Source organism: Sporosarcina sp. P13, from assembly GCF_002743055.1.
In the GTDB taxonomy this organism is placed as follows: Bacteria; Bacillota; Bacilli; order Bacillales_A; family Planococcaceae; genus Sporosarcina.
In genome coordinates this window covers 1-25421 of sequence record NZ_PDYM01000044.1, presented here as the reverse complement: position 1 = coordinate 25421, position 25421 = coordinate 1, and the positions used below count along the sequence as shown (strand labels likewise).

The following is a 25421-nucleotide window of genomic DNA, read 5'->3' as shown; positions in this document are numbered from 1 at the left end:
GCTCATAGACCTCGGCTCCACGCTCATAGACCTCGGCTCCACGCTCATAGACCTCGGCTCCACGCTCATAGACCTCGGCTCCACGCTCATAGACCTCGGCTCCACGCTCATAGACCCCAGCTCCACGCTCATAGACCCCAGCTCCACGCTCATAGACCCCAGCTCCACGCTCATAGACCTCGGCTCCACGCTCATAGACCTCGGCTCCACGCTCATAGACCCCAGCCCCACGCTCATAGCCATCTCACTCAAAATGTGGATTCAGACTATTAAAAATTCACTTCGCATCTTCTATAATCTCGCAACATGTGATAAAGTTATTTTGTTTCAGTTAGACAGATGTGTATTTGAGGAGGACGTGTTGTGAAATTTAAATTAGGGCTCATTTGGCGGATTTTGATTGCCATTGTGCTAGCGATTGGGCTGGGTTTTCTACTGCCTGCTATTCATGAGGGGGGTGCCCATTGGTTCGTTCGGTTAGCAGCCACGTTTAATATGTTGTTTGGTGGATTTTTGAACTTTATCGTGCCATTGATCATTATTGCGTTCATTGCACCAAGTATTGCGAAGCTAGGAGCAGGATCTGGTAAGTTGCTTGGTATGTCTGCAGCGTTTGCTTATAGTTCTACTGTTATTGCGGGACTGCTAGCGTTTGTTGTGGCGACAACGATTTTACCGAACTTTATTCACCAATCGACGGATACGGATATTGCAGAAGGTGCGCGTGAAGCAGGGGTAGCGTTTTTCCAGGTGGATATGGATCCGATGATGGGAATTATGACTGCACTTTTACTCGCATTTGTACTTGGAATTGGTATGGCGGCGATCAAAGGAAAGACGATGATGTCATTTTTCGATGAGTTTAATCTCATTATTGAAAAAGTTATTTCAGTCGTAATTATTCCATTGTTGCCATTCCATATTTTCGGGATCTTCTTGAATATGACGTATACAGGTGAAGTTGCGAATGTGCTTTCCGTCTTTGTATTAGTCTTCATCATGATCATAGCGCTACATTTGATCATGCTAACATTGCAGTACACAGTGGCGGGTTCGTTGAATAAACGCAATCCATTTGTGCTCATGAAAACGATGTTACCCGCGTATTTAACAGCGATTGGTACACAATCTTCAGCAGCAACGATTCCTGTTACGCTTCGTCAGGCGAAGAAAACAGGTGCGTCTGAGCGTGTAACGAATTTCGCAGTTCCTTTATTCGCGACGATTCACTTATCAGGTAGTACCATTACGATCGTATCTTGTTCAATTGGTGTCATGTTAATGAATGGTGTTGACATTAGCTTTGGCAGTTACTTACAATTCATTTTTATGTTGGGGGTCACAATGATTGCAGCTCCAGGGGTACCAGGTGGTGCAGTTGTGGCGGCGACGGGACTATTGACAACAATGCTCGGCTTTTCAGATGCCATGGTTGCGTTAATGATTGCTTTGTATTTAGCGCAAGATAGCTTCGGAACAGCTACAAACGTAACAGGTGACGGGGCGCTTGCGATGATCGTTGACCGCTTCACGAAAAAAGTATAGTTTATAAAAAAATCGGCGAAGTTTGCCGATTTTTTTGTCTAATTCTTATGTACCAATCGTTCATTGATTCTCATTCAATACTAGTCAATTGAAAAATAAATATTGTATAAAACACTTTGAACCGCGTCAAATCAATGATTTCACTCTTGATTTGTAATGATTCTTAATGATTTGCAACTAACTCAAATATGGGTTAAGATTAGAATGATACTAAATAAAGAATGGCTAACCATTCAACGCGATCATACTGGAGGTATTGGAATGGCAACTTTGGAAATTAAAGATCTTCATGTCCAAATTGAGGGCAAAGAAATCTTAAAAGGTGTTACCTTAACAATTAATACAAATGAGGTCCATGCAATTATGGGACCAAATGGTACGGGGAAATCTACACTTGCATCTGCAATTATGGGCCACCCTAAATATGAAGTGACATCAGGTTCTATTACAATTGACGGTGAAGATGTTCTAGCAATGGAAGTAGACGAGCGTGCGAAGGCAGGTCTATTCCTAGCGATGCAATATCCTAGCGAAATTACAGGCGTTACAAACGCTGATTTCCTTCGTTCAGGCGTAAATGCACGTCGTGAAGAGGGTGATGAAATTTCCTTGATGAAATTCATCCGTGAACTCGATAGCAAAATGGATTTCTTAGAGATGGACGAAGATATGGCTACTCGCTACTTGAACGAAGGCTTCTCAGGTGGAGAGAAAAAGCGTAACGAAATCCTCCAGTTGATGATGTTAAAACCAAAATTTGCAGTTTTAGATGAAATTGACTCCGGTTTAGATATCGATGCATTGAAAGTCGTTTCTAAAGGAATTAACGAAATGCGTGGCGAAGGTTTCGGTTGCCTAATGATTACTCACTACCAACGTTTGTTGAACTATATCGAACCTGACCAAGTGCATATCATTATGCAAGGTAGAATTGTTAAGTCCGGTGGCGCTGAATTAGCTTCGAAACTTGAAGAGCAAGGGTATGACTGGATTAAAGATGAACTTGGTATTGAAGATGAGACGGTTGGAGCAGAAGCATAAGAAAGGGGACGACTCAAAATGACGGTTGAAACAACATTGGCATTGACCGAACAAGACGTCCGCTCTTATTCCGCAAACGTGGAGGAAGCTGCTTGGATGGCAGATTTTCGTGCGAGTGCTTTAGCGAAAGCAGAAGTGCTTGCAATGCCGAAACCAGATAAGACTAAAATTACTAATTGGAATTTCACGGAATTCCCTTCACATACAGTAGAAAGTTCAATCTACGCTACATTATCGGAACTACCGACAGAAGCGATTGAATTGATTGATGAAGAACACCAACAAAACATTTACGTGCAGCATAACAATACGCCTGCCTTCACATCGTTGTCAGCTGAACTTCAGGCTCAAGGTGTGATCTTGACAGATATTTTCACAGCCACTCGCGAACACAGTGAGTTAGTGCAAAAGTATTTAATGACTGACGGCGTAAAAGTGAATGAGCATAAATTAACAGCTCTTCACGCAGCAATGATCAACGGTGGCGTATTTATTTACGTACCAAAAAATGTGGTCATTGAAGATCCGCTTCAAGTTCTATTCATTCACGACAATGAAAAAGCTTCATTGTTTAACCACGTACTGATCGTGGCGGAAGCGAATAGTTCGGTCACTTACGTAGAAAACTATCTTTCTACAATGGAGCATGCAGAAGGACAAGCAAACATCGTTTCTGAAGTGTTTGCGATGGATAATGCTAAAGTCGTTTACGGCGCAGTAGATGTGCTAGCTGAAGGTTTGACAACATACGTCAATCGCCGCGGCATTACAGGCCCACACGCACGCATCGAGTGGGCACTTGGTTTGATGAATGACGGCAATACTATTTCAGAAAATATCACGCACTTGGTCGGTAACGGTTCATCTAGTGATATGAAAACAGTGGTCGTTGGACGTGGGAATCAGAAGCAAAACTTCACTTCCGAAATCGTTCATTGGGGTTTAGATACAGACGCATTCATCTTGAAGCATGGTGTGATGAAAGAGTCATCCTCAGCGATTTTCAACGGGATTGGCCGTATTGCAAAAGGTGCAACACGTTCAAACGCTGTACAAGAATCTCGTATTCTGATGTTGAGTGAAAGAGGACGTGGCGACGCGAACCCGATTCTACTCATTGACGAAGATGATGTAACAGCAGGTCACGCAGCTTCAGTAGGTCGAGTAGATCCATTGCAGATGTACTACCTCATGAGCCGCGGGATTTCAAAAGAAGAAGCAGAACGCCTCATCATTCATGGATTTTTAGCGCCAGTGGTCAGCAAATTGCCGATCGAAGGTGTTAGAAAGCAATTGACGGAGGTTATTGAAAGGAAAGTGCGTTAATGCTCAGTAAAGACATCCGCAATCATTTCCCTATATTAGACCAGGAAATCAATGGTCATCCACTAGTATACTTGGATAGTGCGGCAACATCGCAAAAACCTATTCAAGTGATCGAAGCACTCGATCGCTATTATCGCTTGGATAATTCCAATGTTCACCGGGGGGTGCATACACTCGGTAATCGTGCGACGGATGGTTATGAAGGTGCACGTGAAAAAGTTCGTAAATTTATCAATGCAAAATCTACGCAAGAAATTATTTTCATGCGCGGGACAACAACAGCATTAAATACAGTCGCTCAAGGCTATGGCCGTGCAAACGTCGCTGAAGGTGATGAAATTGTCATCACTCATATGGAGCACCATTCCAATATCATTCCTTGGCAACAACTAGCCAAAGAAACAGGCGCTGTGTTGAAATATATTGATTTAGAAGAAGACGGTACATTATCGCTTGAGAAAGTACGCGAGACGATTACGAATCGTACGAAAATCGTTTCGATCATGTATGTGTCAAACGTTCTCGGCACGATGAACCCAATTAAAGAAATTACTAAAATCGCTCACGAACATGGCGCGATTATGTGTGTGGATGCGGCACAAGCGGCACCACACTTAAAACTAGATGTACAGAAACTAGATTGCGATTTCCTTGCATTTTCCGGACATAAAATGTGTGGACCTACCGGTATCGGTGTCCTCTACGGTAAAAAGGATTTGCTGAATGCAATGGAACCAGTAGAATTCGGTGGCGAGATGATTGATTTCGTTGGTTTGTATGAATCTACTTGGAAAGAGCTACCTTGGAAATTTGAAGGCGGTACACCCATCATTGCAGGAGCAATCGGACTCGGTGCAGCAATTGACTTCTTGGAAGAAATCGGTTTGGACGCTATCGAACAGCATGAGCATGAATTAGCAGGCTATGCGATGGAGAAAATGTCTGAAATCGACGGTTTGACGATTTATGGTCCAACTGATCCGGGTAAACGTGCGGGCTTGGTCACATTCAACTTGAATGATGTTCACCCGCATGATGTCGCAACTGTACTCGATATGAATGGAATTGCTGTACGTGCAGGTCATCACTGTGCACAACCATTGATGAAGTGGCTGGAATGTTCAGCGACTGCACGCGCAAGCTTTTATCTATATAACACCACGGATGACGTAGACCGCCTCGTGGAAGGACTTCGCACAACAAAGGAGTATTTTAACGATGTCTACTAACAAACTCGACCAGCTGTATCGTTCAGTGATCATGGATCATTATAAAAACCCGAAAAACAAAGGGATCCTCGAAGGTGGGAATGTCACAATTGACATGAATAACCCTACTTGCGGAGATGTCATTCATTTAACGATGAACGTTGAAGGCGATATTGTTAAAGATGCGAAGTTTGAAGGGGAAGGATGTTCCATTTCGATGGCATCTGCTTCCATGATGACACAAATGATCAAAGGTAAAACGACAGAAGAAGCAACAAAGTTAGCTCAAACTTTCTCAGATATGATGTTAGGCAAAGATTTGGACGAATCAATTGACCTAGATGACTTAGAAGCATTATCGGGTGTCGCGCAATTCCCTGCCCGTATTAAATGTGCTACATTGAGCTGGAAGGCGATGGAAAAGGGAATCTCTGGCGAGTCGCAGTGACCTTGGCCATAGTACGAGCAATTACGGGACGGAGGAATTATAATGGCGAAACAAATGCCTGAAATTGGCGATTATAAATATGGTTTCCATGACAAAGACGTTTCTGTATTCCGTTCAGAACGTGGACTGACACGTGAAATAGTGGAAGAAATCTCTGGTATGAAAGACGAACCACAATGGATGCTGGATTACCGTTTGAAATCATTGGAAATTTTCTACAGCAAGCCGATGCCACAATGGGGCGGAGACTTGAATTCATTGAATTTCGATGAGATCACATATTACGTAAAACCATCTGAAGCTACAGAACGTTCTTGGGATGAAGTGCCTGAAGAAATCAAGCGTACGTTTGATAAACTAGGTATTCCTGAAGCAGAACAAAAATACTTGGCGGGTGTATCTGCACAGTATGAATCTGAAGTGGTTTACCACAATATGAAATCAGAACTTGAAGATATGGGAATCGTCTTTAAAGACACAGATTCTGCACTTCGTGAAAACGAAGAGCTATTCAAGAAGTATTGGGGTACGGTAATTCCGAACTCAGATAATAAATTCTCAGCGTTAAACTCTGCTGTATGGTCTGGTGGGTCTTTCATCTACGTACCGCCTGGCGTAAAAGTAGAAACACCGCTACAAGCGTATTTCCGTATTAACTCGGAAAACATGGGACAGTTTGAGCGTACACTCATCATCGTAGACGAAGGCGCAAGCGTTCACTACGTAGAAGGCTGTACAGCACCTGTTTACACAACGAACTCTCTACACAGTGCTGTAGTTGAGATTATCATTAAAAAAGACGCATATTGCCGTTATACGACGATCCAAAACTGGGCGAACAACGTCTACAACTTGGTAACGAAGCGTGCAGTATGTGAAGCGAACGCGACAATGGAATGGATCGACGGTAACATCGGTTCTAAATTGACGATGAAGTACCCAGCAGTCATCTTAAAAGGTGAAGGCGCACGTGGTTTGACGTTATCCATTGCATTGGCTGGTAAAGGTCAACACCAAGACGCGGGTGCGAAAATGATGCACTTAGCACCAAACACATCTTCGACAATCGTATCCAAATCAATTTCTCAACATGGCGGAAAAGTTACGTATCGTGGAGTGGTTCACTTCGGACGTAAAGCAGACGGTGCGCGTGCGAACATTGAATGTGATACATTGATCATGGATAAGCAATCAACTTCTGATACAATTCCATACAATGAAATCTTGAATGACAATATTTCATTGGAACACGAAGCAAAAGTATCAAAAGTTTCGGAAGAGCAGCTCTTCTACTTGATGAGCCGTGGAATTCCTGAATTAGAAGCGACTGAAATGATCGTCATGGGCTTCATTGAGCCATTCACAAAAGAACTACCGATGGAATATGCGGTAGAGATGAACCGCTTGATTAAGTTCGAAATGGAAGGTTCAATCGGATAATACAATTTCTCCCCTTGCCACTTTAGTGTGGCAAGGGTTTTTTTGAGTAGAACTATGACAATCATCACTATTTTAAGAACATATAGACATTCGTTTCGTAATGAAAAACGTAGTATACTCACAATCTATGTGAGTGAATCTGAACTAACTACATCTTAATAATACGGATATACATACGGATCTTTAGGTGTATCTATTTTCACTATTTGATCTGGCGATAAACGCATCACTTTTTGACCCTTATATGACGTCTCATTTATTGTTCCAGTCACTTCAATCCATGAATCTGTTTCATAAGATTGAACCTGATCACTCTCTACTATCGTTCCAAACACACTGGCATCAGCTACACAACAATTCATCGCAAATCTGGCCACAACGATTTGTTGTTCGTTAAAGTCGGGTTCCCGATATACAAAACCTTTCATTGTCAATGTTTTTCCGACAAACTTATCCAAGTAGATATTAATGACAGAGATGACATCTAGATAATTTTCATCAGTTACCTCAATGTGATCCATTTCCGAATACTCCGCTAAAAATTCATCGTATACGCTATAAATATTATATTCACCAGTGGTTGTATCGGGAAGGGGAGTTGGAATATCTTCCGCCATATCTTTACTCGCATCTTGTTGATCCGTTTCCACCAAATATTCTTCGAGGTCATCAACGTGTTCATTCATATCTATTGTGCTTGAATACTTTTGATTTTCTAGCATAGTAGCAGAGTTTTTTTGGTTGTAATTGTACAAACCACCACCGTATTGAATTCCTTTATTTGCAGCAACTGAGCTATCGATGATACTTTGGGGAAATCCAAGTCCGAAAATAATAGGTAGGATAAACAATAAATAAATAATGGTTTTTCCGATAAATGACCCTTTCATGTAGTGATCAACACCGCAATTGCATTCAATATCCTCTGCTAGATTCGAAGACATGCTTTTGAAGAATTGAAAGACTCCGATAATAAAGAAACATCCACCTGCAAAGTAAACAAAAGGAAGCATTTTAGGGGCTATATATAAATGAATTGTTTCATTTACTACAAACTTTAAAATTAGCAAAAAGAATCCGATTAAAATAATCCCTCTTAAGAACATATGAAATTGCAATGAAACGGTCGATTTTCTTGAATTCAACAGCCATCCGCCCTTCTCATTGTAGAAAAATATGAACTAGTAACACAGAACAAAAGGTAGCAGTAGTTATCGTAATCGTGAGAATAAGCACAAATTTCGTTTTAAAATAGGCTAAATAAAGCAATACATTTTTCAAGTCAAGCATAGGACCGAAAACTAGGAATGCTAGCAAAGAAGCACTAGAGAACTGATTCGAAAAAGAGGAAGCTACAAAAGCATCCGCTTCTGAACAAAGTGACAAGATAAATGCCAATCCCATCATAATTGCGGTTGAACCTGCTTCGTTGGAAGTAAGTGAGGCAAGCATCGTGCGATCCAGAAAAACATTGACAATACTCGCCAAGAACGCACCAAATATCAAATATTTACCCATATCAAAAAACTCATCACTGGCATGATAAAAGGTTTGTTTCCACTTATTTCTTTTTTTAGATCGTTGGATACTTGATGCACCAGTAAGTTCTTCCTTTGTCCATCTTAATTGGTTCGTCTTGCCAAAGAGTTGAAACATGATGAATCCAATAATAATAGACAAAATAAAACCTAAACTCATCCGCAAGTAAAGCATAGTAAGATCCTGTTGAAAAGCATAGTACGTAGATGCCGCTACAATCGGATTAAGTATGGGAGCAGACATCATAAGAACAACTCCGAATTGAAGAGGCATGCCTTTTTTAATTAATCTTCTAACTACCGGTATAATGGCACATTCACACACTGGAAATATTGCACCTAGTAGCGCCGCAGGGATTAGTCCAAGATAGGCGTGTTTCGGTAACACTCTTTGTAAAGTGTCCTCAGAGACAAATGATTGAATGAGAGCTGACACAAAAACGCCTAAGAGTACAAACGGAAACGCTTCTAATAGGATACTAATAAAAATAGCATTCACATGTAACCATTGATTAGCGATAAAGATCCCGAAGTAATCTAGCAGCTGTGTATTGAAAAGGAATAAAGTGATAAATACAAAAAAAGTTACGATACCTATTAGGTCTTTCATTCCATTTGTTATCGAACTAATCATATATTCAACTCCATATCTACTATTCCAGCTATAAATATAACCTTATTATCCTTTTCCATTATCACGTGAAGTCCTTCTTAAGCAGTGCTAGGAAATCACTATTTATTACTTCTTCATTTAATCCATCGCCAATTAGAATAATTACTGGTTGCATTCCTTTTTTCTTCACTTTTTCAAAACGTAAAATCCCTGATGAAAACTGTATGATAAATAGTCCGGGGGTATCTGTTAATTCAACGATCCCTTTTCCTCTTAGAACCTCTTTTGGTAATTGTTCTATCCACTGAGTTAAAAAACTCCGATTCACAGCAGGAACATTTTTAATTTGGATAGAATGAATGATAGATTGATGATGTTTGTGGTCTAGATTGGCTGGCGTTTTTTCAGCATGTAGATCTGGAAGAAAATATCTTTTTTTAAATAACTGATTCATCTTTACTTTACCAAAATTGGTTTGAAAGACGGGTACACTCTGATTAAGAATGCCTTTGATTTTTTTATCTACTTTTAATAGTATTGCAGGCTTCGTTAGATCTATTTTATTAATAACGACCATCGTGGTTCGCGTAATTTGTTCATGTAATAACATACGAATCTCCTTACTGCTTGCAAAAAAGTTTTGATATTCAAGAAAACAACTTCCATCGACAACACTTATCATAGAATGTAGATCAAAAAACTCTATGAACTCTGGACTGATTAATGTTTCCTCAATATCTGCTGGATTCGCAACACCTGTCCCTTCGATAAAAAGAATGTCAATAGTTTCTCCTACAAACGACCTGAGTGTTTGCCTCAAGTCGTTTTGCATAGTACAACAAATACATCCATTTAATAATTGTTTCAAATTCTGATTTTCAAAATATCCCTCCTCTACATTTTTTTCTCCTAATTCATTAAGTATGATTCCGGCCTTTAACCCTTTTCTTTTACATTCTTCAATCATAGTAAGTAGAATCGTTGTTTTACCACTGCCAAGAAATCCACTAATCATATACACAGGTATTTTCATTTTTTATGGCATCCCTTTCCCAAGTTATTAGAAGTATTCTTTCTAATAAATCGAAGTCATTACGACATGCAAAACGTAATCATTCCGATTTAATGAGTTATACTATGTAAGTGTACAACTGAAAATAACTGAAGAGCTGGAAACCACAAAAGTTTATCTCCGTATGGAGGTTACGCATGTAAATCGGTAATATATTTCCTTGTCATTTATTGTGGGGAGGGAATTTTAGGAGGTGGATCTTCACATGTAGCGTTTGAAAGAAAGCATTGTATAATAAAACTATTTGAAGAAATTAATGAAGATGCTTTGCTTTTCAGGGGATTATTTATTTTGATGAAAACGATACGCCGCGGAATGACATTGCAAAGGACGTAGCGATTTTAGATGACCTTTTAACATCTACCTTTATGTTACGGAATGATTGGCACTTCCATGATGCCACACTCATAGGTGCTACCGAAGGAATACGCGGTAGAGAGGAACCGCTTGATCAAGTTCGAGATGGAAGGTACTATCGGATAAAACAAAAAAACCTGCCAAATTCGGCAGGTTTTTTCTTGTTGAAAGCAAAACGCTAAATGTTTTAGGGTTTTAATGTTCATCCTTATTTTTCTTCACAACAGCAATCGTGCATCTCGAAACACTGATTAATTTACCTTCTTCATCAGTTATCTGGATGTCCCATACCATGGATGTGCGGCCCCTATGAAAAGGGACAGCAGTTGCGGTAACGACACCATCTTTTTTACCTCTTATATGGTTTGCGTTTATTTCCTGACCCACTGGATAATGGGTCTCGCGATTCAGATTCAAGGCAGCAGCTATGCTGGCAGCTGTTTCAGCAAGAGCGACTGAAGCTCCTCCATGCAACAGTCCCATCGGCTGGATGGTTTTTGGTCCTACAGGCATTTCGCATACTACCTTGTCAGGCCCTGCCTCTTTAAATGTAATTCCTAATGCTCCAATAAGCGTCTTGTCCAAGTCATTTTCAAATGATAAATTAAGTACGTTCATAATTCCTCTCCCCTCCATTTTATGAATACTGCGGTTACGTTCTCTTACTGGATCCGTTACATTGATTTCGCTTTAAAAGCTATTTCTCACCAATATATGTATCTACATGTATCTGCGGGAAATGAACAACTACGCTAGTAAACGAACTTTCAAATCATTATCTATACATGTACAATAGTATAGCGTACAGATAAATTGTCAAGGATAACTGAAAAAATAGATAACTTTATTATTAAGAAAGGGGAGAGCTCCATGAAAAGTAATTTAGATCAGACCCAAGTCGATCATATTATCCAAGTTTGTGCCTGTGCAAATCTTCGAACAGTGACAGGATCTCTTACGCAGCTATACAATAAGCTGTTGAAACCTACTGGATTGAAAATCACCCAATACTATATGCTAGGTAATATTTATAACTCTCCAGATATTTCAATTAGTAAACTGGGGGAAATAATGCTACTTGATCAAACAACAGTAACCCGAAATTTGAATATTTTAAAGGACTCCGGCTATGTCGAGATCAAGAAGGCTACGCTTGATTCACGAACTAAGGTGGTCACTATAACAGAGTTAGGGTATGAGAAATTAAACAATGCCACACCCATCTGGATGCAAGTACAAGAACAGATTGAAGGCTCTATCGGAAATGAGGAGTATATGAATTTATTAAGTAAACTAGGGGAATTGCAGAAAGCTATAGACAATTACAAAGTCTGAGTTAGCAGGAAAAGAATAGGATGGGTACTATATTCTAAATGGAATCACCTAGTTTATAGCGGAAATAAAAAGATTGATGGATAAATTGATTGACAAGTCACAAAAATCAAGTAAAATACATGTATATACATATATTGTGAAGTTGCTTGAACCGTCTAGTTATGTTGAAGAACAGTATATGTGCATACTTAGAGAAATTTATAGAAAACCAATTGAAAGCGTTTGCAAAAGGGGGAGGGCATACTTGATGAATATAATGGAATTGAAAAAAAATATGAGTATTCCGGTGATTGCGTCACCAATGTTTATTATCAGTAACCCAAAAACGGTCATTGCGCAGTGTAAAGCAGGAATTATCGGTTCTATGCCGTCTCTGAATGCTAGACCGGCATCTCAATTCGATGAGTGGCTTGCAGAGATTACGGAAGAATTAGCGGACTATAATGCAAAAAATCCTGATAAACCAGCAGCACCGTTTGCTATTAACCAAATCGTTCACCGGTCAAATGAAAGACTTCAAGAAGATATGGAGATTTGTGTGAAGTATAAAGTACCAATCCTTATTACGTCTCTTGGGGCGAGAGAAGACGTCTATCAGGCTGCTCATAGTTATGGTGGTATTGTCTTGCATGATGTAATTAATAATATGTTCGCTAAGAAAGCAATTGAAAAAGGAGCAGATGGTTTAATTGCCATAGCGGCAGGAGCAGGGGGGCATGCAGGATTGAAAAGCCCGTTTGCTCTCATTCAGGAAATCCGTGAATGGTTTGACGGCCCACTGGCGCTCGGAGGTTCAATTGCAACCGGAGGAAGTGTTTTAGCAGCGGAAGCAATGGGAGCAGATTTTGCTTACATCGGGTCACCATTTATTGCCACTGAAGAAGCAAGAGCTGCTGAAGAATATAAGCAGGCGATAGTGGACGCAAATTCTGATGATATTGTTTACAGCAATTATTTCACTGGCGTACACGGGAATTATTTAGCTCCGTCCATTCGTGCTTCTGGCTTGGATCCAGATAACTTGCCGGAAAGTGATCCAACGAAAATGAATTTTGGTGGAGATGTTGGAAAAAAAGCCTGGAAAGATATTTGGGGCTGCGGTCAGGGAATCGGTGTTATCGACAAAGTACAGCCTACAAAAGACTATATCACACAATTAGCAGACCAATATAACCAAGCGAAAGATAAATTAATGTGCAACAGGAGAAACATAGCAAGCAGGTAGTTTTTAAGAAACTAACTATATAGTACTCCGTAAAGATAGAGTACTATATCATATTAAGGCCTATGATTTACAAAAGCTATTTTAGTGGAAGTAGACTCTGAGTTTAGAATGACGTCTAGCCTTTCACCGAACGATATAAAACTAGTAAATATATTATATAGTAGAAACCGAAGTGTCATATTGCCGCTTCGGTTTCTTTTGTGTGGCCGACATGGGGATAGTCTTGGGGGTGTAGTGGAGTGTGTTCGTCACTATGATGTCAATCATTCATCTAGAATCTGTTGCAACAACCCTTCGCTCATTACATACAAGAAACCGATTAGTTGATTGTATACCGACGGGGGTATATAATGTAGCTATTAACCAATGAAATGGGGTCTTTATTTATGACAGCAAAAGCAACAGTGTATGTTTCATCTACTTGCCCATATTGTACGATGATGACGAATTATTTAGATGAGCTCAATGTACCTTATGAAACAATCAATGTATCGACGGATCCAGAGGCGGGTCAGCGTTTAGTGGAAACTACCGGGCAGATGGGAGTTCCACAAACACAATTCAATGGTCAATGGATTCTAGGTTTTGATCCGGCGGGCGTGAAAGCTGCATTAGACGCATGAATTGGATCAAACGATTTTTTGCTTGCAAAACATGCACCATTGAAACACCAGAGGAATTAGAGAAAACATTCTATCCTCGTATCTGCATCGGACACATAGCATTTGTGGTGATGGGTGGGATCCTCGTCATCATGGAGTTGACTCACTAACTAAAGGAGGCCACAACAATGGATGGTTGGATCTTATTTGCGCTTGTCGTCCTATTTTTAATTTGGCGAATGAAGCCAGCGAAAGGTGTACGAATCATATCAACGGATGAACTGAAAGGGGTGTTGAACGACAAGAAAGTTCAGTTCGTAGATGTACGAACACCAGCAGAATATAAAGGACGACATATAAAAGAATTTAATAATATTCCTTTGAATGAGTTGAATAGAAAAGTCGCCAGTTTGAAGAAAGACCAAGAAGTAGTGGTTATCTGTCAAAGCGGTATGCGTAGCTTAAAAGCAGCAGGCGAGTTAAAAAAGGCGGGATTTACTCACGTCACGAATGTTCGTGGTGGGATGAGTACGTGGCAAGGTTGAATAGGGCAGCATTTCGGAGGTATTTTGTCTGAGATGCTTTTTTTTCGTGGGGAGGAAAGTGTTCTATGAGCGCTGGGCGAGTTCAATGAGCGTTGGGTTGAGTTCAATGATCGCTTGGGGAGTTCAATGAGCGTTGGGTTGAGTTCAATGATCACTTGGGAAGTTCTATGAGCGTTGGGGCAAGTTCAATGATCACCCACTACGTTTCTATAATCACCCACCATGCATCCAGAGCATCCTCCAAATCAAAAGCATCGATTTTTCCGAAAATACATAGGATATGATACACTAAGCTAAAGGTAAAAGGAGGGGGGGCCATGATTCATGTAGGTTTGACGGGCTGGGGAGACCATCCGAGCCTCTATAATCAAAGTACAGTAGCGAATAAAAAACTAGTCGACTACAGCAAACATTTCCCGATTGTCGAGCTAGACTCGACATTTTACGCGATACAATCTAAAAAAGTGATGGATAAGTGGACCGAGGAAACACCTGCGAACTTCCAATTCATGGTCAAAGCGTATCAAGGCATCACAGGACATCAGCGTGGTAAACTACCTTATGATACTGAAGAAGAGATGTTCTCGCTGTTTAAACTGTCGATGACGTCGTTTGCGGAGTCTAGGAAACTAGCGATGGTGCTTGTGCAGTTTCCACCGTGGTTTGATTGTCAGAAGGAAAATGTCGATCACATCCGCTATGTCCAGGAGCAATTGCAACCGTTGCCGATTGCGGTAGAGTTCCGCCACCAATCATGGTACTCGCCGGCATATCGCCAAAAGACATTGGATTTCCTTAAAAGCTTAAACATCATCCATGTAGTCTGTGATGAACCGCAAGTAGGGGATGGTAGTGTGCCGCTTGTGCCAATAGCGACGGATCCAAAAGTGTTGTTGCGTCTGCATGGTCGCAATGGCAAAGGCTGGGTCAATACGATGAAGGATAACCAAACGTGGCGAAAAGTCCGCTATTTATATGATTACAATGAAAAGGAACTGCAAGGTATGCGTGAGATCGTCAATACCCTACAGCAACAAGCGCAAGACGTATTTGTCATTTTTAATAATAACTCCGGTCAGCATGCAGCGAAGAACGCGAAGCAATTTGCGAGTCTAGTTAACATAGAATATGGTCAGCCGCTTACGAAGCAGTTGGATTTGTTTGAGGAGGATCAGTAATGGAATTTGTAATACTCGCACTTATCGGATTGGCGTCAGGTGTCATCGGCTCAATTGCTGGCCTTGGTGGAGGAACGATCTTAGTGCCGGTCACATTGTTTATTGGGTTGAATCTTAGGATGATTCCTGATATCACGCCGCAAAGTGTTGTAGGTTTGTCGGTCATTATGATGATCGCGAATGGACTCGGTTCGACAGTTACTTATATGAGAGTGAAAACAATCGATTACCGCAGTGCCTTTCTATTTTTCGTCGCAAGTATACCAGGTATCATATTCGGTGCATGGATTAATAAAAGTGTAAGTTTGCAATCATTTAATCTATACTTTGGTATTTTATTAATCGTTTTGTCTACACTATTACTGACAAGAAAATACTTAAAGCCAATTCGTTGGTTCGTTGATAATGGCAAAAAGATTAAGTTTACCGACCCACAAGGGAAAACGCATATTTACGGTTATCCAGTTTGGTTCGCAATCCTGTTGTCACTCTTCATCGGGGTAACGTCCGGATTATTCGGTATCGGTGGCGGGACGATGGTTGTACCGGCAATGATTTTGTTGTTCTTATTCCCTCCACACGTAGCGGTTGCGACTTCGATGCTAATGGTGTTCTTATCAGCTGTCGTTAACTCGATCTCGCATATTTCACTTGGGCATGTACCTTGGATTTATACGATTCCAGTTGTGCCTGGAGCGTACTTCGGAGGGATGTTAGGGGCTTATTTAAACGGCAAAATGAAATCAGATACACTCGTCTTAGTCATACGCATTATTTTACTCGTCTTTGGATTACGTTCCATTTATGAGGGGATTTGGGGGTGACGTATATGAAAGAAACGGTAACGACGATTCATATTTATCATACGAATGATGTACATAGTCATTTCGAAAACTGGCCGCAGATCAAGCGGTTTCTGAAACAACGGAAAGAGCTAGCTATACGGGCTGGAGAAGCTGTATTTCTATTTGATATTGGTGATCATGTCGATCGATCCCATCCGTTTACAGAAGGTACGGAAGGGAAAGGCAATATCACTTTGCTAAACGAAGCTGGATATGACGCTGCAACTATCGGTAATAACGAAGGCATTACGATGTCTAAACAAGAGCTAGAGTCGTTATATGAAGAAGCAATGTTCGACGTCGTGCTATGTAATATAAAAGAACTGAACGGGGAACAGCCTTATTGGTCGAAAGCTTCTAGTATACTGGAGACAGCGGACGGTGTAAGAATTGGACTCGTCGGTGCCACAGCTCCTTATTATACATTTTATCGCCAACTCGGCTGGGATGTATTAGAACCACATGCTGAATTACAGAGAGTCTCCCGTAATTTGCGGAAAGAAGTGGACGTTATCGTCTGTCTATCGCATTTAGGTATCAATGAAGATCGTCTGCTTGCTACAGAATGTCCTGAACTAGATATTATTTTAGGCGGACATACGCATCACCTCCTGCCAACAGGCGAGTGGTCAGATGATACACTCATTGCGGCAACAGGAAAGTTCGGTCAATATGTTGGGCATATACAAGTGGATATTGATCGCTTAACAAATCAAGTCGTCCATATGGAAGCAGAAGTATTTCCTACCGACGCGATGGAGCGAACGGCAGAAGATGTGCAGGAAATTAATTCATATATCTCAGTGGGTGATCAATCCTTACAAGTGCCAGTATTTTATAATCCGTCACCGCTATCTCAGCGTCTAACAGGTGATAGCCCATTGTCATCGTTATTCGGACGCGCGCTACTTACTTATACGAATGCGGACTGTGCTCTTTTCAATGCAGGGATTTTCCTTGGTAGTTTAGACGAAGGTTGGGTAACGAAAGGCAATCTGCATTCATTATTGCCACACCCTATTAATCCATGTATCGTACAACTGGACGGTGCGGAGTTACTAGCAATCTATGAACAATCACTCGATCCGAAATGGGCTGAACTTGAAATTAAAGGACTAGGCTTTCGCGGAACGTTCATGGGAAGCATGATACATGAACATTTATACCGCAATCATGAAGGGCGATTATTTGCGGGTAATCGATTAGTAAAGTCTGGAGAGAAATATTCACTTGCTACGCTAGATATGTTCACATTCGGCTACTTCTTCCCGTTATTAAAAGAAGTGCCGAAACAATATATCATGCCTGAAATGCTACGTGATGTACTCGGTTGGTATGGTAAAAAATATTTCAATGAATAAAAGAATGTACGCCTCCCGTTTCGCATAAAGTGAAGCAGGAGGCGTCTTTATGCGGTTTTATACTAATCAACAACGACCGAGAAGAAATCGTCAGGCGAAAAATATTTTACGTTTTATCATTCCTACGATTTTTGTGGCAGTGGCCTTATTTTTTTACTCAGTTAATAAACAGCTGACCCCCATTTACACACAATATGCCGAAGTTCAAACAGAAAAAATAGCAGGTCACGTCATTAGCCAAGCGATTAAGTCGCGTTCGTCAAGTATTTATGATGTTAATGATATTATAGAAAATGTGCCGGATGATTCGACAGATATCGTCACGACAAAGTTTAATGCAGATATTATTGGCCAAGTGATGGCCGAGGTTCATCAGCTAGTGGAAGATCATCTAGAACGTGCGGAAGGCGGGGAGCTAGACATGCTACCACCGCTTGGAGATTTGGAATATAACCCAGATATGACAGCGAAAGGCCAAGGGATTGTCTTCTTCGTTCCGCTAGGGCAAGCAACGAATATCCCATTGATTGGTAACTTGGGCCCGAAGATACCTATTCGTTTCCACGTCATCGGTGATGTCCATGCCACGGTAGATACGAAAATCACTGAATTTGGTATTAACAATGCACACGTAGAAGTCAATGTAATTGTTAAGGTGAATGTACAAATTATCGTACCGCTCGCAACTAGTAGAAGTGTCGTTGAACAAAAGATTCCAGTAGCGATTGGACTGATTAGAGGGAAAGTACCACAAATTTATTCAAAAGGAGAGCAAACGCCTGCACAGGTCGAAGTACCGCTACTAGATCCCGAGTAAATGGGTGTTGTGTACATTGTCGATTATTGCTACACTTGTTACTAGAAGAATATCGAAACTACCGTAGAGGCTGCATAGTTTATAAGTAACTTGCATGAGAGTGACGTCTAAGACCGCGAGTGAAAGGAAGCGATGCCGAAGTTTGAGAAAGGTCAACTTCTCAAGTTGGGGTCATTTCAAAGAGGAATGGCACTGTCATACAGCGATAATGTATGGGGAACTACAACAGCCAGATGATCCGCACGCATTGATGATATGCAGATGAACTGTATCGCCGACTCCTACTCGTTAGTTACAACTTGTTGGAGTCGGTTTTTTAGTTGAATGAACTCTGCACTTTTCGTATGGCCTTCTTACATGTTCGATAGAATTTGCAACTAGAAAAAGGAGGAATTACTATGATTGGAACATGGGTTTCCATATTGCCTCCTGTGATCGCCATCGTGATGGTATTGGTGACGAGGAGAGTGTTATTATCTTTAGGAGCTGGGATTGTTACAGCCGCTTTACTCATTGCTGAATTTGCTCCTTTGGAAACACTAAAAGGCATTTGGACGGCGATGACGATTTCGTTTTGGGATGATGGTATAAATACGTATAATATATTTATCATGCTATTTTTATTACTACTAGGAGTGATTACAGCATTCGTTAGTTTGTCTGGAGGAAGTGCGGCATTTGCGCGCTGGGCTGTTACACGCATTCGGACAAAACGTGGTGCGAAGTTGCTAACGATGATTCTAGGAATTGCGATTTTCGTAGATGACTACTTTAATGCTCTAGCAGTCGGACAGATTGCACGACCTATTACGGATCAACACAAGATATCACGTGCGAAATTGGCCTATTTCATTGATTCTACTTCAGCACCGATTTGTGTAGTGTCACCGATTTCAAGCTGGGGTGCATTCTTGATTGGACAATTGGCGATCATCCTTGGAACAACAGCCGCGATTAGTTATTCACCGTTGACAGCTTTCATCATGATGGCACCGATGAATTTCTACGTCATCGCGACATTATCGATGGTGTTCTTCTTCGCTTGGACGAATAATGACTTCTTTGAAATGAAGAAGCATGAAGATCGTGCAGTCAATGAAGGTGAATTATATGATCCCGAAAAAGAAATTCCTGGTCAATTAAAAGAAGAGTTCCCTGAACATACGCACGGAAAAGTACGTGATTTAGTGTTGCCGATCGTGACGTTAATCTTTGTGACGCTAGGCATGATGATTTTCACAGGCTATCAAGAAGCGGGCGTATTCGATATTTGGGCTATTTTCGAAAATACGGATGTACCGAAATCATTAGTAATAGGTGGCGTTACAGCGACTCTTCTTGCGATGCTATTATATGTAGCTCAAATGAAGGAAAATGAAACAGCGAGTACCTCGTGGATGGGCCGTGCGTTCGTTAGCGGACTGAAAGCGATGATGCCAGCTATTCTAATTTTGATTTTCGCGTGGGGCTTAACAGCATTGATTGCTACGCTGGATACAGGTTTATTCTTATCGCAAACCGTGGAAAGATTAAATATACCTGTAGCATTCTTACCTGTACTAATCTTTGTACTCGCTGGACTGATGGCGTTCTCTACTGGGACATCTTGGGGGTCGTTTGGAATACTGATGCCGATTGCGGGTACGATTATGGTTAACGCGGCACCTGAATTATTATTACCAGCATTAGCGGCGGTGTTGGCTGGAGCTGTATTCGGTGATCACTGTTCACCGATTTCTGATACAACCATTCTATCTTCTACAGGAGCAGGCTGTAATCACATGGATCACGTGGCGACTCAATTACCATATGCAGTAGTTGCGGCAAGTGTGGCGTCTATAGGTTACTTCGTTCTGGGCTTAACAGGTTCTGTGTGGATTGGATTAGCAGCGGTTATTATTGCCTTAATAGTATTATTCACATACTGGAGTGTAAAAGGAAAACGACGAGAAGCTAGTACTGTATAAAATACAACATTAGACTAAGAGTGATGGATACGTCATTCTTAGTCTAAATTTGTTTTGACATCTCTGAATGTCCTGTTTATACTGTAGTATACAGAACTAGAGTTGTCAGAATAAATAAAATGGTAATAGGTTTTGTAAAATAACAATAAGAGAGGAGAGAGTTGTATGGAAAATCGTGCGCAATGGGGAACAAGAGCCGGTTTTATATTGGCAGCAGTTGGTTCGGCAATCGGATTAGGTAACATTTGGCGCTTTCCGTATGTCGCATACGAGAATGGCGGCGGGGCATTTTTCATCCCGTATTTATTTGCACTTTTAACAGCTGGTATTCCTATTCTCATCATGGAGTTCACAATAGGTCATAAGTACCGTGGATCGGCACCACTTTCTTTCTTCCGATTAAATGGAAAGAAGACAGAGTTCCTAGGCTGGTGGGGGATTTTCGTATCCTTTGTCATTTCCACCTACTATGCGGTTATCATCGCATGGGCGATGAAGTACACGATTTATTCGTTTAATTTATCTTGGGGGGATAAGCCACAAGATTTCTTCTTTGGGGATGTGCTGAAATTAGCGGATACTCCAGGAGAAGTCGGTGGGTTAGTTGGAGGCGTAGCCATTCCACTAGTACTCGTTTGGGTAATTTGTTACATTATCTTACTAGGCGGAGTTAAGAAGGGGATCGAGCTTGCGAATCGTATATTTATTCCGGTTCTTTTTGTTCTCTTTTTATGCGTCGTGATCCGTGCGATTACACTTGACGGTGCGATGGTCGGTTTGGATGCGTTTTTCAAACCAGATGTAGAGAAGTTATTGAATCCACGGGTGTGGGTTGCAGCTTATGGACATATTTTCTTTAGTTTATCAATCGCGTTTGCTATTATGATCACGTATTCCAGTTATTTGCCGAAGAAGTCGGATATAACAAATAACGCATTCATTACGGGCTTTGCGAACTCATCTGTAGAGTTATTATCAGGGATCGGAGTGTTTGCAGTACTAGGATTCATGGCAACTACACAAGGGGTGGACGTAAAAGACGTAGCATCCGCTGGTGTAGGTCTCGCGTTCGTTGTGTTCCCCGAAATCATCAATCAAATGCCAGGATTGAATGGTCTGTTCGGTACATTCTTCTTCCTGTCACTCGTACTTGCAGGGATTACGTCCCTCATCTCGATATGTGAAACGTATATCGCAGGTATGTCAGATAAATTCAATATGTCTAGACGTCGTTCTGTAACGATCGGTGTTGGGTTATCATCAGTCATTTCCTTGTTATATGCAACAAAAGGAGGTTTGTATTTCCTAGACGTAGCAGATTACTTCATTAACCAATTTGGTATTGCGGTCATCGGGCTAGTCGAAGTCATCTTGCTGGCATGGGTATTCAGAAAACTCGGAGTTTTTGAGCAACATGCAAATGCGGTATCAGATATTCGTTTAGGCTGGTGGTGGAAAGTTTCCTTAACTTTCATCACGCCATTTGTACTTGGCACGATGTTATTCTTCTTGATTAAAGATAATATCGCTGAAAACTACGAAGGATATCCTACATCTTTCTTATGGACAATCGGGTGGCCAGCTGCGATTGGTGCGTTTGTGATGGCAATCGTCTTCACGTCGCTGAAGTGGAAAAACAATACGCATATTGCTACGGATTATGAAGATGATAAAGGAGGACATTAAATGGTTACAGGAATGAGCGGTTCTGCGATTCTCATGATGATCGTTGGCATAATCATTATCTGGGGCGGTCTATTTTTGAGTGTCTTCTATGCCTCTATACTGACGAAGTTTAAGAAAAAGTTTAAGGTCGAACAGTAAATACAACAAACGTCCGCAACCGGGGAATTGGTTGCGGACGTTTTTTTGAATGTTGGCTTAGGGAAAGGAGAGGAGAAAGTGGGAAGTGGTTCGGGATTTAAATCAAAGATGTGCTTCCAACGCTACGCTTATTTTCGCAAACGCGTCCGCCTGGAGCGCAGCGTAACGATAGCCTTCCACTCTCTTACTTACTATTTCACCAGCACGGAAGCGTCATCTATAATTGAAGGATTTCTGAATTTATGTTACATTGACATGAGTAGAAACTTAGAACAGAATGGAGTCGGTAGCGTTGTCATGTAGACCTGAAACAGGAAGAAAATCAGAGCATGTAAAGAAGCCTGATTGGCTGAAGATCAAGCTAAACACCAATGAGAACTATACAGGTTTAAAGAAATTAATGCGTGAGAAAAATTTACATACAGTTTGTGAAGAAGCACGTTGTCCAAATATCCACGAATGTTGGGGAGAGCGTCGAACAGCAACTTTCATGATCTTAGGCGCTGTATGTACAAGAGCTTGCCGCTTCTGTGCAGTAAAAACCGGCTTACCAAACGAACTCGACACGGCTGAGCCTGAGCGCGTAGCAGAATCAGTTGAACTAATGAACTTAAAACACGTTGTCGTCACAGCGGTAGCACGAGATGATTTGAAAGATGGTGGATCTGCGATTTTCGCGGAAACAATCCGTGCGATTCGTCGTAGCAATCCATTTACGACGATTGAAGTATTGCCTTCAGATATGGGGGGCGATCGTGACAATTTACAACGTTTAATGGATGCAAAACCAGATATTTTAAATCACAACATCGAAACGGTACGCCGCTTAACGCCGAGAATTCGTGCGCGTGCAACGTATGATCGTTCATTAGAATTATTAGCACGTTCAAAAGAAATGTATCCAGATATTCCAACGAAGTCATCATTGATGGTAGGGCTTGGCGAGACGGTAGAAGAAATTATCGAAACGATGGATGATCTGCGTGCACATAACGTGGATATTATGACAATCGGACAGTACTTGCAGCCGACAAAAAAACATGCGAAAGTAGTAAAATATTATTCTCCTGATGAGTTTGGTGAATTGCGTAAAATTGCAATGACTAAGGGATTCTCTCATTGTGAGGCGGGGCCGCTTGTACGCTCTAGCTACCATGCTGACGAGCAAGTGAATGCAGCGGCTAAAGAAAAGCAGCGCCTAGGCGACGAGCAACTGGAACTAGAACGACAAGCGAGCAGTTAAATGGAAGTGAAACGGATGGTTATTTTAGAAAACACGAAATATGAAATAGAGGTAGAGTTTCGGGAAGGCTTTGATGAAGAAGCATTGAACGAACGCTTTAGCGAAGTGCTTTTAAAATATGATTATATCTTGGGTGACTGGGGATATGGACAGTTGCGGTTAAAGGGATTTTTTGAAGATCGTAATTCCAAATCTACGTATGAAACTAAAATTAGTACCGTACAGGATTATATTTATGAATACTGCAACTTTGGTTGTGCCTATTTTATTTTGAAAAAAATCGGTAAGGTGAAACCGGAACAAGAGTCCGCCACTGAACTGAAAACTGAAACACCAGATAAAGAATAAAATAAAAGCTTCGGGCAATTGCTCGGAGCTTTTATTCGTTTCGTTGAAAATATGGTAAGATAGAGTGAGTACAACATGAGGAGGAAGAGGCATTATGTATTTTATCGATCAAAACCAAATTAGTAAAACACTTTCTTATATGGAGCAATTAATCGGAACTTTTGAAAACGAAAGCAATTGGCAAGAAAACGAAGTGAAGAAGCTAGCTGTGGAGCGTATTGCACACGGTTTAATTGAGGGAATTATCGACGTGGGGAATTCCATGATCGATGGATTTATCATGCGTGATCCTGGAAGTTACGACGATATTATAGATATTTTAGAAGATGAAAAAGTGATTCAATCGGAACAAGCTGTGCCACTAAAAACATTTATTTCGATTCGTCCGATGATTGTCCGTCAATTTACAGAAGTGAATATTGCAGAAGTGGAAAACTCTATCCGTCAAACAGTGAATGAACTGAAAATGTTCCCACAACAAGTTCGAGATTATTTGACGAATGAATTAGGGCCGGTATCTGCATTTTTACCGACGGAGTGATGGCTATGAAATCGTATAAAGCGTATTGTTTAGATCTAGACGGCACGATGTATCGTGGAAGAGAACCTATTCAAGAAGCTGTAGATTTCGTATCTCGCTGTCAGGCACAAGGCGCAGAGACGTATTTTGTCACGAATAATGCGGCATATACTCGTGCGGCACAGCAACAGAAATTAGCAGACTTCGGTGTACAAACGGACATTGAGTATATTATGAATTCACCGATGGCACTGGCACGATACTGCAAACAGCAATATCCAGGTGCACGCGTGATGATGATTGGTGAAGAGGGTTTAGAAGAAGCGTTAGCGGCAGAGCAGATTACCGTCACAACGACGAATCCGGACGTTGTAATGATGGGTCTCGACCGTCAGATTACGTATAGTAAGCTGTCGGAAGCTTGTCTTGCGATCCGCAACGGTGCACATTTCTTAGGGACCAATCCCGATCAGAGGTTTCCTACTGAAAGAGGGCTCGTACCAGGCAATGGTTCATTCCTTCAATTGATGGAAGCTGCTACCGAAACGAAACCAATCATCGTAGGGAAGCCCGAACCTTATATGCTGCAGTTCATCCAGCAGCAAGGAAACTACGCAAAAGAAGACATGGTGATGATTGGTGATAACTACGACACAGACATCTTAGTAGGCATTCGCTACGGCATCGACACAGCCTACGTCGCAACGGGCGTCACACCAGTTGAAGAACTGCTGCAAATGGAAATCCAACCGACCTATGTACTGTCTACACTTGCTGACTGGAGAAAGTGAATGTGTTGTGTGATCTTTGATTTCTATTCTAAATTCTTTTGAACTCGCCTTTCTCAACCTTACCAAATAAAAGACTGTAAACAAACTCAGCCAAGAGTAAACTGTACCCTATAAGATGGACACTTTGAAAAAGTCCGTCTTATAGGGTATTTTTGTTTATACATAAAAATGATGTCGGGGGTCGGATCAAATGACTAAACTATTATTCACTAAAAAAGAACAAGATCAACTA

General features: G+C 41.2%; 26 protein-coding genes and 1 riboswitch. Of the genes, 22 read left to right on the top strand and 4 right to left on the bottom strand.

The genetic code is table 11. The features are described from left to right. The 7 genes from CSV79_RS16895 to sufB all read left to right on the top strand — a co-directional run. Nucleotides 1-367 (top strand): hypothetical protein (locus tag CSV79_RS16895; protein ID WP_158232557.1); only part of this gene is annotated, 367 nt, incomplete at its 5' end. Continuing rightward, nucleotides 364-1545, top strand: coding sequence for a dicarboxylate/amino acid:cation symporter (locus CSV79_RS14880; RefSeq protein WP_099689836.1), 1182 nt, complete (start codon nt 364-366; stop codon nt 1543-1545). The genes CSV79_RS16895 and CSV79_RS14880, both read left to right, overlap by 4 nt. A gap of 261 nt (nt 1546-1806) precedes the next feature. Next, entirely contained in the window at nt 1807-2586 is a 780-nt protein-coding gene (gene sufC / locus CSV79_RS14875) for a Fe-S cluster assembly ATPase SufC (RefSeq protein ID WP_099689835.1), read from the top strand. Between the two features lie 18 nt (nt 2587-2604). Then, complete coding sequence (gene sufD, locus CSV79_RS14870) at nt 2605-3912, top strand: Fe-S cluster assembly protein SufD (protein ID WP_099689834.1); 1308 nt, start codon at nt 2605-2607, stop codon at nt 3910-3912. Beyond that, complete coding sequence (locus CSV79_RS14865) at nt 3912-5141, top strand: cysteine desulfurase (protein ID WP_099689833.1); 1230 nt, start codon at nt 3912-3914, stop codon at nt 5139-5141. The genes sufD and CSV79_RS14865 overlap by 1 nt, the downstream gene beginning before the upstream one ends. Beyond that, nucleotides 5131-5568 carry a Fe-S cluster assembly sulfur transfer protein SufU gene (gene sufU / locus CSV79_RS14860; RefSeq protein WP_099689832.1) on the top strand — a complete coding sequence of 146 codons (438 nt, stop codon included), beginning with the start codon at nt 5131-5133 and terminating at the stop codon, nt 5566-5568. Before CSV79_RS14865 ends, sufU begins: the two co-directional genes overlap by 11 nt. A 42-nt stretch (nt 5569-5610) precedes the next feature. Beyond that, nucleotides 5611-7008: a Fe-S cluster assembly protein SufB gene (gene sufB, locus CSV79_RS14855; RefSeq protein WP_099689831.1), complete on the top strand. Its 1398-nt coding sequence runs from the start codon at nt 5611-5613 to the stop codon at nt 7006-7008. Nucleotides 7009-7163: 155 nt separating this feature from the next. Here sufB and CSV79_RS14850 read toward each other — a convergent pair whose 3' ends face one another. From CSV79_RS14850 to CSV79_RS14835, 4 genes are all read right to left on the bottom strand, one after another. Then, complete coding sequence (locus tag CSV79_RS14850; protein WP_099689830.1) at nt 7164-8153, bottom strand: TIGR03943 family putative permease subunit; 990 nt, start codon at nt 8151-8153, stop codon at nt 7164-7166. Nucleotides 8154-8169: 16 nt separating this feature from the next. After that, nucleotides 8170-9180 carry a permease gene (locus CSV79_RS14845; protein WP_099689829.1) on the bottom strand — a complete coding sequence of 337 codons (1011 nt, stop codon included), beginning with the start codon at nt 9178-9180 and terminating at the stop codon, nt 8170-8172. Nucleotides 9181-9241: 61 nt separating this feature from the next. After that, entirely contained in the window at nt 9242-10192 is a 951-nt protein-coding gene (locus CSV79_RS14840) for a CobW family GTP-binding protein (RefSeq protein WP_099689828.1), read from the bottom strand. Between the two features lie 591 nt (nt 10193-10783). Next, nucleotides 10784-11206, bottom strand: a complete 423-nt coding sequence (locus CSV79_RS14835) for a PaaI family thioesterase (protein WP_099689827.1) — start codon at nt 11204-11206, stop codon at nt 10784-10786. A gap of 252 nt (nt 11207-11458) precedes the next feature. On the opposite strand from CSV79_RS14835, the gene CSV79_RS14830 reads away from it, so the two are divergent. The 15 genes from CSV79_RS14830 to CSV79_RS14765 all read left to right on the top strand — a co-directional run bounded on the left by CSV79_RS14830 (nt 11459) and on the right by CSV79_RS14765 (nt 25189). Then, nucleotides 11459-11923, top strand: a complete 465-nt coding sequence (locus CSV79_RS14830; RefSeq protein WP_099689826.1) for a MarR family winged helix-turn-helix transcriptional regulator — start codon at nt 11459-11461, stop codon at nt 11921-11923. Nucleotides 11924-12170: 247 nt separating this feature from the next. Beyond that, on the top strand, nt 12171-13148 hold the full coding sequence (locus tag CSV79_RS14825) for an NAD(P)H-dependent flavin oxidoreductase (RefSeq protein ID WP_099689825.1): 978 nt from the start codon (nt 12171-12173) through the stop codon (nt 13146-13148). A 386-nt stretch (nt 13149-13534) separates the two neighbouring features. Beyond that, nucleotides 13535-13771 carry a glutaredoxin family protein gene (locus tag CSV79_RS14820; RefSeq protein WP_099689824.1) on the top strand — a complete coding sequence of 79 codons (237 nt, stop codon included), beginning with the start codon at nt 13535-13537 and terminating at the stop codon, nt 13769-13771. 167 nt (nt 13772-13938) lie between these two features. Beyond that, nucleotides 13939-14295: a rhodanese-like domain-containing protein gene (locus tag CSV79_RS14815; protein ID WP_099689823.1), complete on the top strand. Its 357-nt coding sequence runs from the start codon at nt 13939-13941 to the stop codon at nt 14293-14295. Between the two features lie 317 nt (nt 14296-14612). Continuing rightward, complete coding sequence (locus tag CSV79_RS14810; protein WP_099689822.1) at nt 14613-15473, top strand: DUF72 domain-containing protein; 861 nt, start codon at nt 14613-14615, stop codon at nt 15471-15473. Beyond that, on the top strand, nt 15473-16297 hold the full coding sequence (locus CSV79_RS14805; RefSeq protein ID WP_099689821.1) for a sulfite exporter TauE/SafE family protein: 825 nt from the start codon (nt 15473-15475) through the stop codon (nt 16295-16297). The genes CSV79_RS14810 and CSV79_RS14805 overlap by 1 nt, the downstream gene beginning before the upstream one ends. A gap of 5 nt (nt 16298-16302) precedes the next feature. Then, nucleotides 16303-17679: a bifunctional metallophosphatase/5'-nucleotidase gene (locus tag CSV79_RS14800; protein ID WP_199171936.1), complete on the top strand. Its 1377-nt coding sequence runs from the start codon at nt 16303-16305 to the stop codon at nt 17677-17679. A gap of 49 nt (nt 17680-17728) precedes the next feature. After that, nucleotides 17729-18496, top strand: coding sequence for a sporulation protein YunB (gene yunB, locus CSV79_RS14795; protein WP_099689819.1), 768 nt, complete (start codon nt 17729-17731; stop codon nt 18494-18496). 56 nt (nt 18497-18552) lie between these two features. Further along, nucleotides 18553-18727: riboswitch (Lysine riboswitch) on the top strand. Nucleotides 18728-18894: 167 nt separating this feature from the next. Next, on the top strand, nt 18895-20463 hold the full coding sequence (locus tag CSV79_RS14790; RefSeq protein WP_099689818.1) for a Na+/H+ antiporter NhaC family protein: 1569 nt from the start codon (nt 18895-18897) through the stop codon (nt 20461-20463). Nucleotides 20464-20628: 165 nt separating this feature from the next. After that, the gene (locus CSV79_RS14785) at nt 20629-22149 is read left to right on the top strand and encodes a sodium-dependent transporter (RefSeq protein ID WP_099689817.1); all 1521 of its coding nucleotides are present in this window, start codon (nt 20629-20631) and stop codon (nt 22147-22149) included. Next, a complete protein-coding gene (locus tag CSV79_RS16665) occupies nt 22150-22287 on the top strand; it encodes a methionine/alanine import family NSS transporter small subunit (RefSeq protein ID WP_233201464.1) in 138 nt (45 codons plus the stop codon). It begins immediately after the preceding gene. A 277-nt stretch (nt 22288-22564) separates the two neighbouring features. Further along, nucleotides 22565-23530, top strand: coding sequence for a lipoyl synthase (gene lipA, locus CSV79_RS14780; protein WP_099689816.1), 966 nt, complete (start codon nt 22565-22567; stop codon nt 23528-23530). Nucleotides 23531-23545: 15 nt separating this feature from the next. Continuing rightward, nucleotides 23546-23878, top strand: a complete 333-nt coding sequence (locus tag CSV79_RS14775) for a YutD family protein (protein WP_099689837.1) — start codon at nt 23546-23548, stop codon at nt 23876-23878. A gap of 94 nt (nt 23879-23972) precedes the next feature. Then, complete coding sequence (locus CSV79_RS14770; RefSeq protein ID WP_099689815.1) at nt 23973-24419, top strand: DUF86 domain-containing protein; 447 nt, start codon at nt 23973-23975, stop codon at nt 24417-24419. A gap of 5 nt (nt 24420-24424) precedes the next feature. Further along, nucleotides 24425-25189, top strand: coding sequence for a TIGR01457 family HAD-type hydrolase (locus tag CSV79_RS14765; RefSeq protein ID WP_099689814.1), 765 nt, complete (start codon nt 24425-24427; stop codon nt 25187-25189). Nucleotides 25190-25421: the final 232 nt, after the last annotated feature.

Excerpts from the sequence above, each read along its gene's own strand:
- sufC (WP_099689835.1), top strand. The coding sequence starts at position 1,807 with ATGGCAACTTTGGAAATTAAAGATCTTCATGTCCAAATTGAGGGCAAA.
- sufD (WP_099689834.1), top strand. The coding sequence starts at position 2,605 with ATGACGGTTGAAACAACATTGGCATTGACCGAACAAGACGTCCGCTCT.
- CSV79_RS14865 (WP_099689833.1), top strand. The coding sequence starts at position 3,912 with ATGCTCAGTAAAGACATCCGCAATCATTTCCCTATATTAGACCAGGAA.
- sufU (WP_099689832.1), top strand. The coding sequence starts at position 5,131 with ATGTCTACTAACAAACTCGACCAGCTGTATCGTTCAGTGATCATGGAT.
- sufB (WP_099689831.1), top strand. The coding sequence starts at position 5,611 with ATGGCGAAACAAATGCCTGAAATTGGCGATTATAAATATGGTTTCCAT.
- CSV79_RS14845 (WP_099689829.1), bottom strand. The coding sequence starts at position 9,180 with ATGATTAGTTCGATAACAAATGGAATGAAAGACCTAATAGGTATCGTA.
- CSV79_RS14840 (WP_099689828.1), bottom strand. The coding sequence starts at position 10,192 with ATGAAAATACCTGTGTATATGATTAGTGGATTTCTTGGCAGTGGTAAA.
- CSV79_RS14835 (WP_099689827.1), bottom strand. The coding sequence starts at position 11,206 with ATGAACGTACTTAATTTATCATTTGAAAATGACTTGGACAAGACGCTT.
- CSV79_RS14830 (WP_099689826.1), top strand. The coding sequence starts at position 11,459 with ATGAAAAGTAATTTAGATCAGACCCAAGTCGATCATATTATCCAAGTT.
- CSV79_RS14825 (WP_099689825.1), top strand. The coding sequence starts at position 12,171 with ATGAATATAATGGAATTGAAAAAAAATATGAGTATTCCGGTGATTGCG.
- CSV79_RS14820 (WP_099689824.1), top strand. The coding sequence starts at position 13,535 with ATGACAGCAAAAGCAACAGTGTATGTTTCATCTACTTGCCCATATTGT.
- CSV79_RS14815 (WP_099689823.1), top strand. The coding sequence starts at position 13,939 with ATGGATGGTTGGATCTTATTTGCGCTTGTCGTCCTATTTTTAATTTGG.
- CSV79_RS14810 (WP_099689822.1), top strand. The coding sequence starts at position 14,613 with ATGATTCATGTAGGTTTGACGGGCTGGGGAGACCATCCGAGCCTCTAT.
- CSV79_RS14805 (WP_099689821.1), top strand. The coding sequence starts at position 15,473 with ATGGAATTTGTAATACTCGCACTTATCGGATTGGCGTCAGGTGTCATC.
- CSV79_RS14800 (WP_199171936.1), top strand. The coding sequence starts at position 16,303 with ATGAAAGAAACGGTAACGACGATTCATATTTATCATACGAATGATGTA.
- yunB (WP_099689819.1), top strand. The coding sequence starts at position 17,729 with ATGCGGTTTTATACTAATCAACAACGACCGAGAAGAAATCGTCAGGCG.
- CSV79_RS14790 (WP_099689818.1), top strand. The coding sequence starts at position 18,895 with ATGATTGGAACATGGGTTTCCATATTGCCTCCTGTGATCGCCATCGTG.
- CSV79_RS14785 (WP_099689817.1), top strand. The coding sequence starts at position 20,629 with ATGGAAAATCGTGCGCAATGGGGAACAAGAGCCGGTTTTATATTGGCA.
- CSV79_RS16665 (WP_233201464.1), top strand. The coding sequence starts at position 22,150 with ATGGTTACAGGAATGAGCGGTTCTGCGATTCTCATGATGATCGTTGGC.
- lipA (WP_099689816.1), top strand. The coding sequence starts at position 22,565 with ATGGAGTCGGTAGCGTTGTCATGTAGACCTGAAACAGGAAGAAAATCA.
- CSV79_RS14775 (WP_099689837.1), top strand. The coding sequence starts at position 23,546 with ATGGTTATTTTAGAAAACACGAAATATGAAATAGAGGTAGAGTTTCGG.
- CSV79_RS14770 (WP_099689815.1), top strand. The coding sequence starts at position 23,973 with ATGTATTTTATCGATCAAAACCAAATTAGTAAAACACTTTCTTATATG.
- CSV79_RS14765 (WP_099689814.1), top strand. The coding sequence starts at position 24,425 with ATGAAATCGTATAAAGCGTATTGTTTAGATCTAGACGGCACGATGTAT.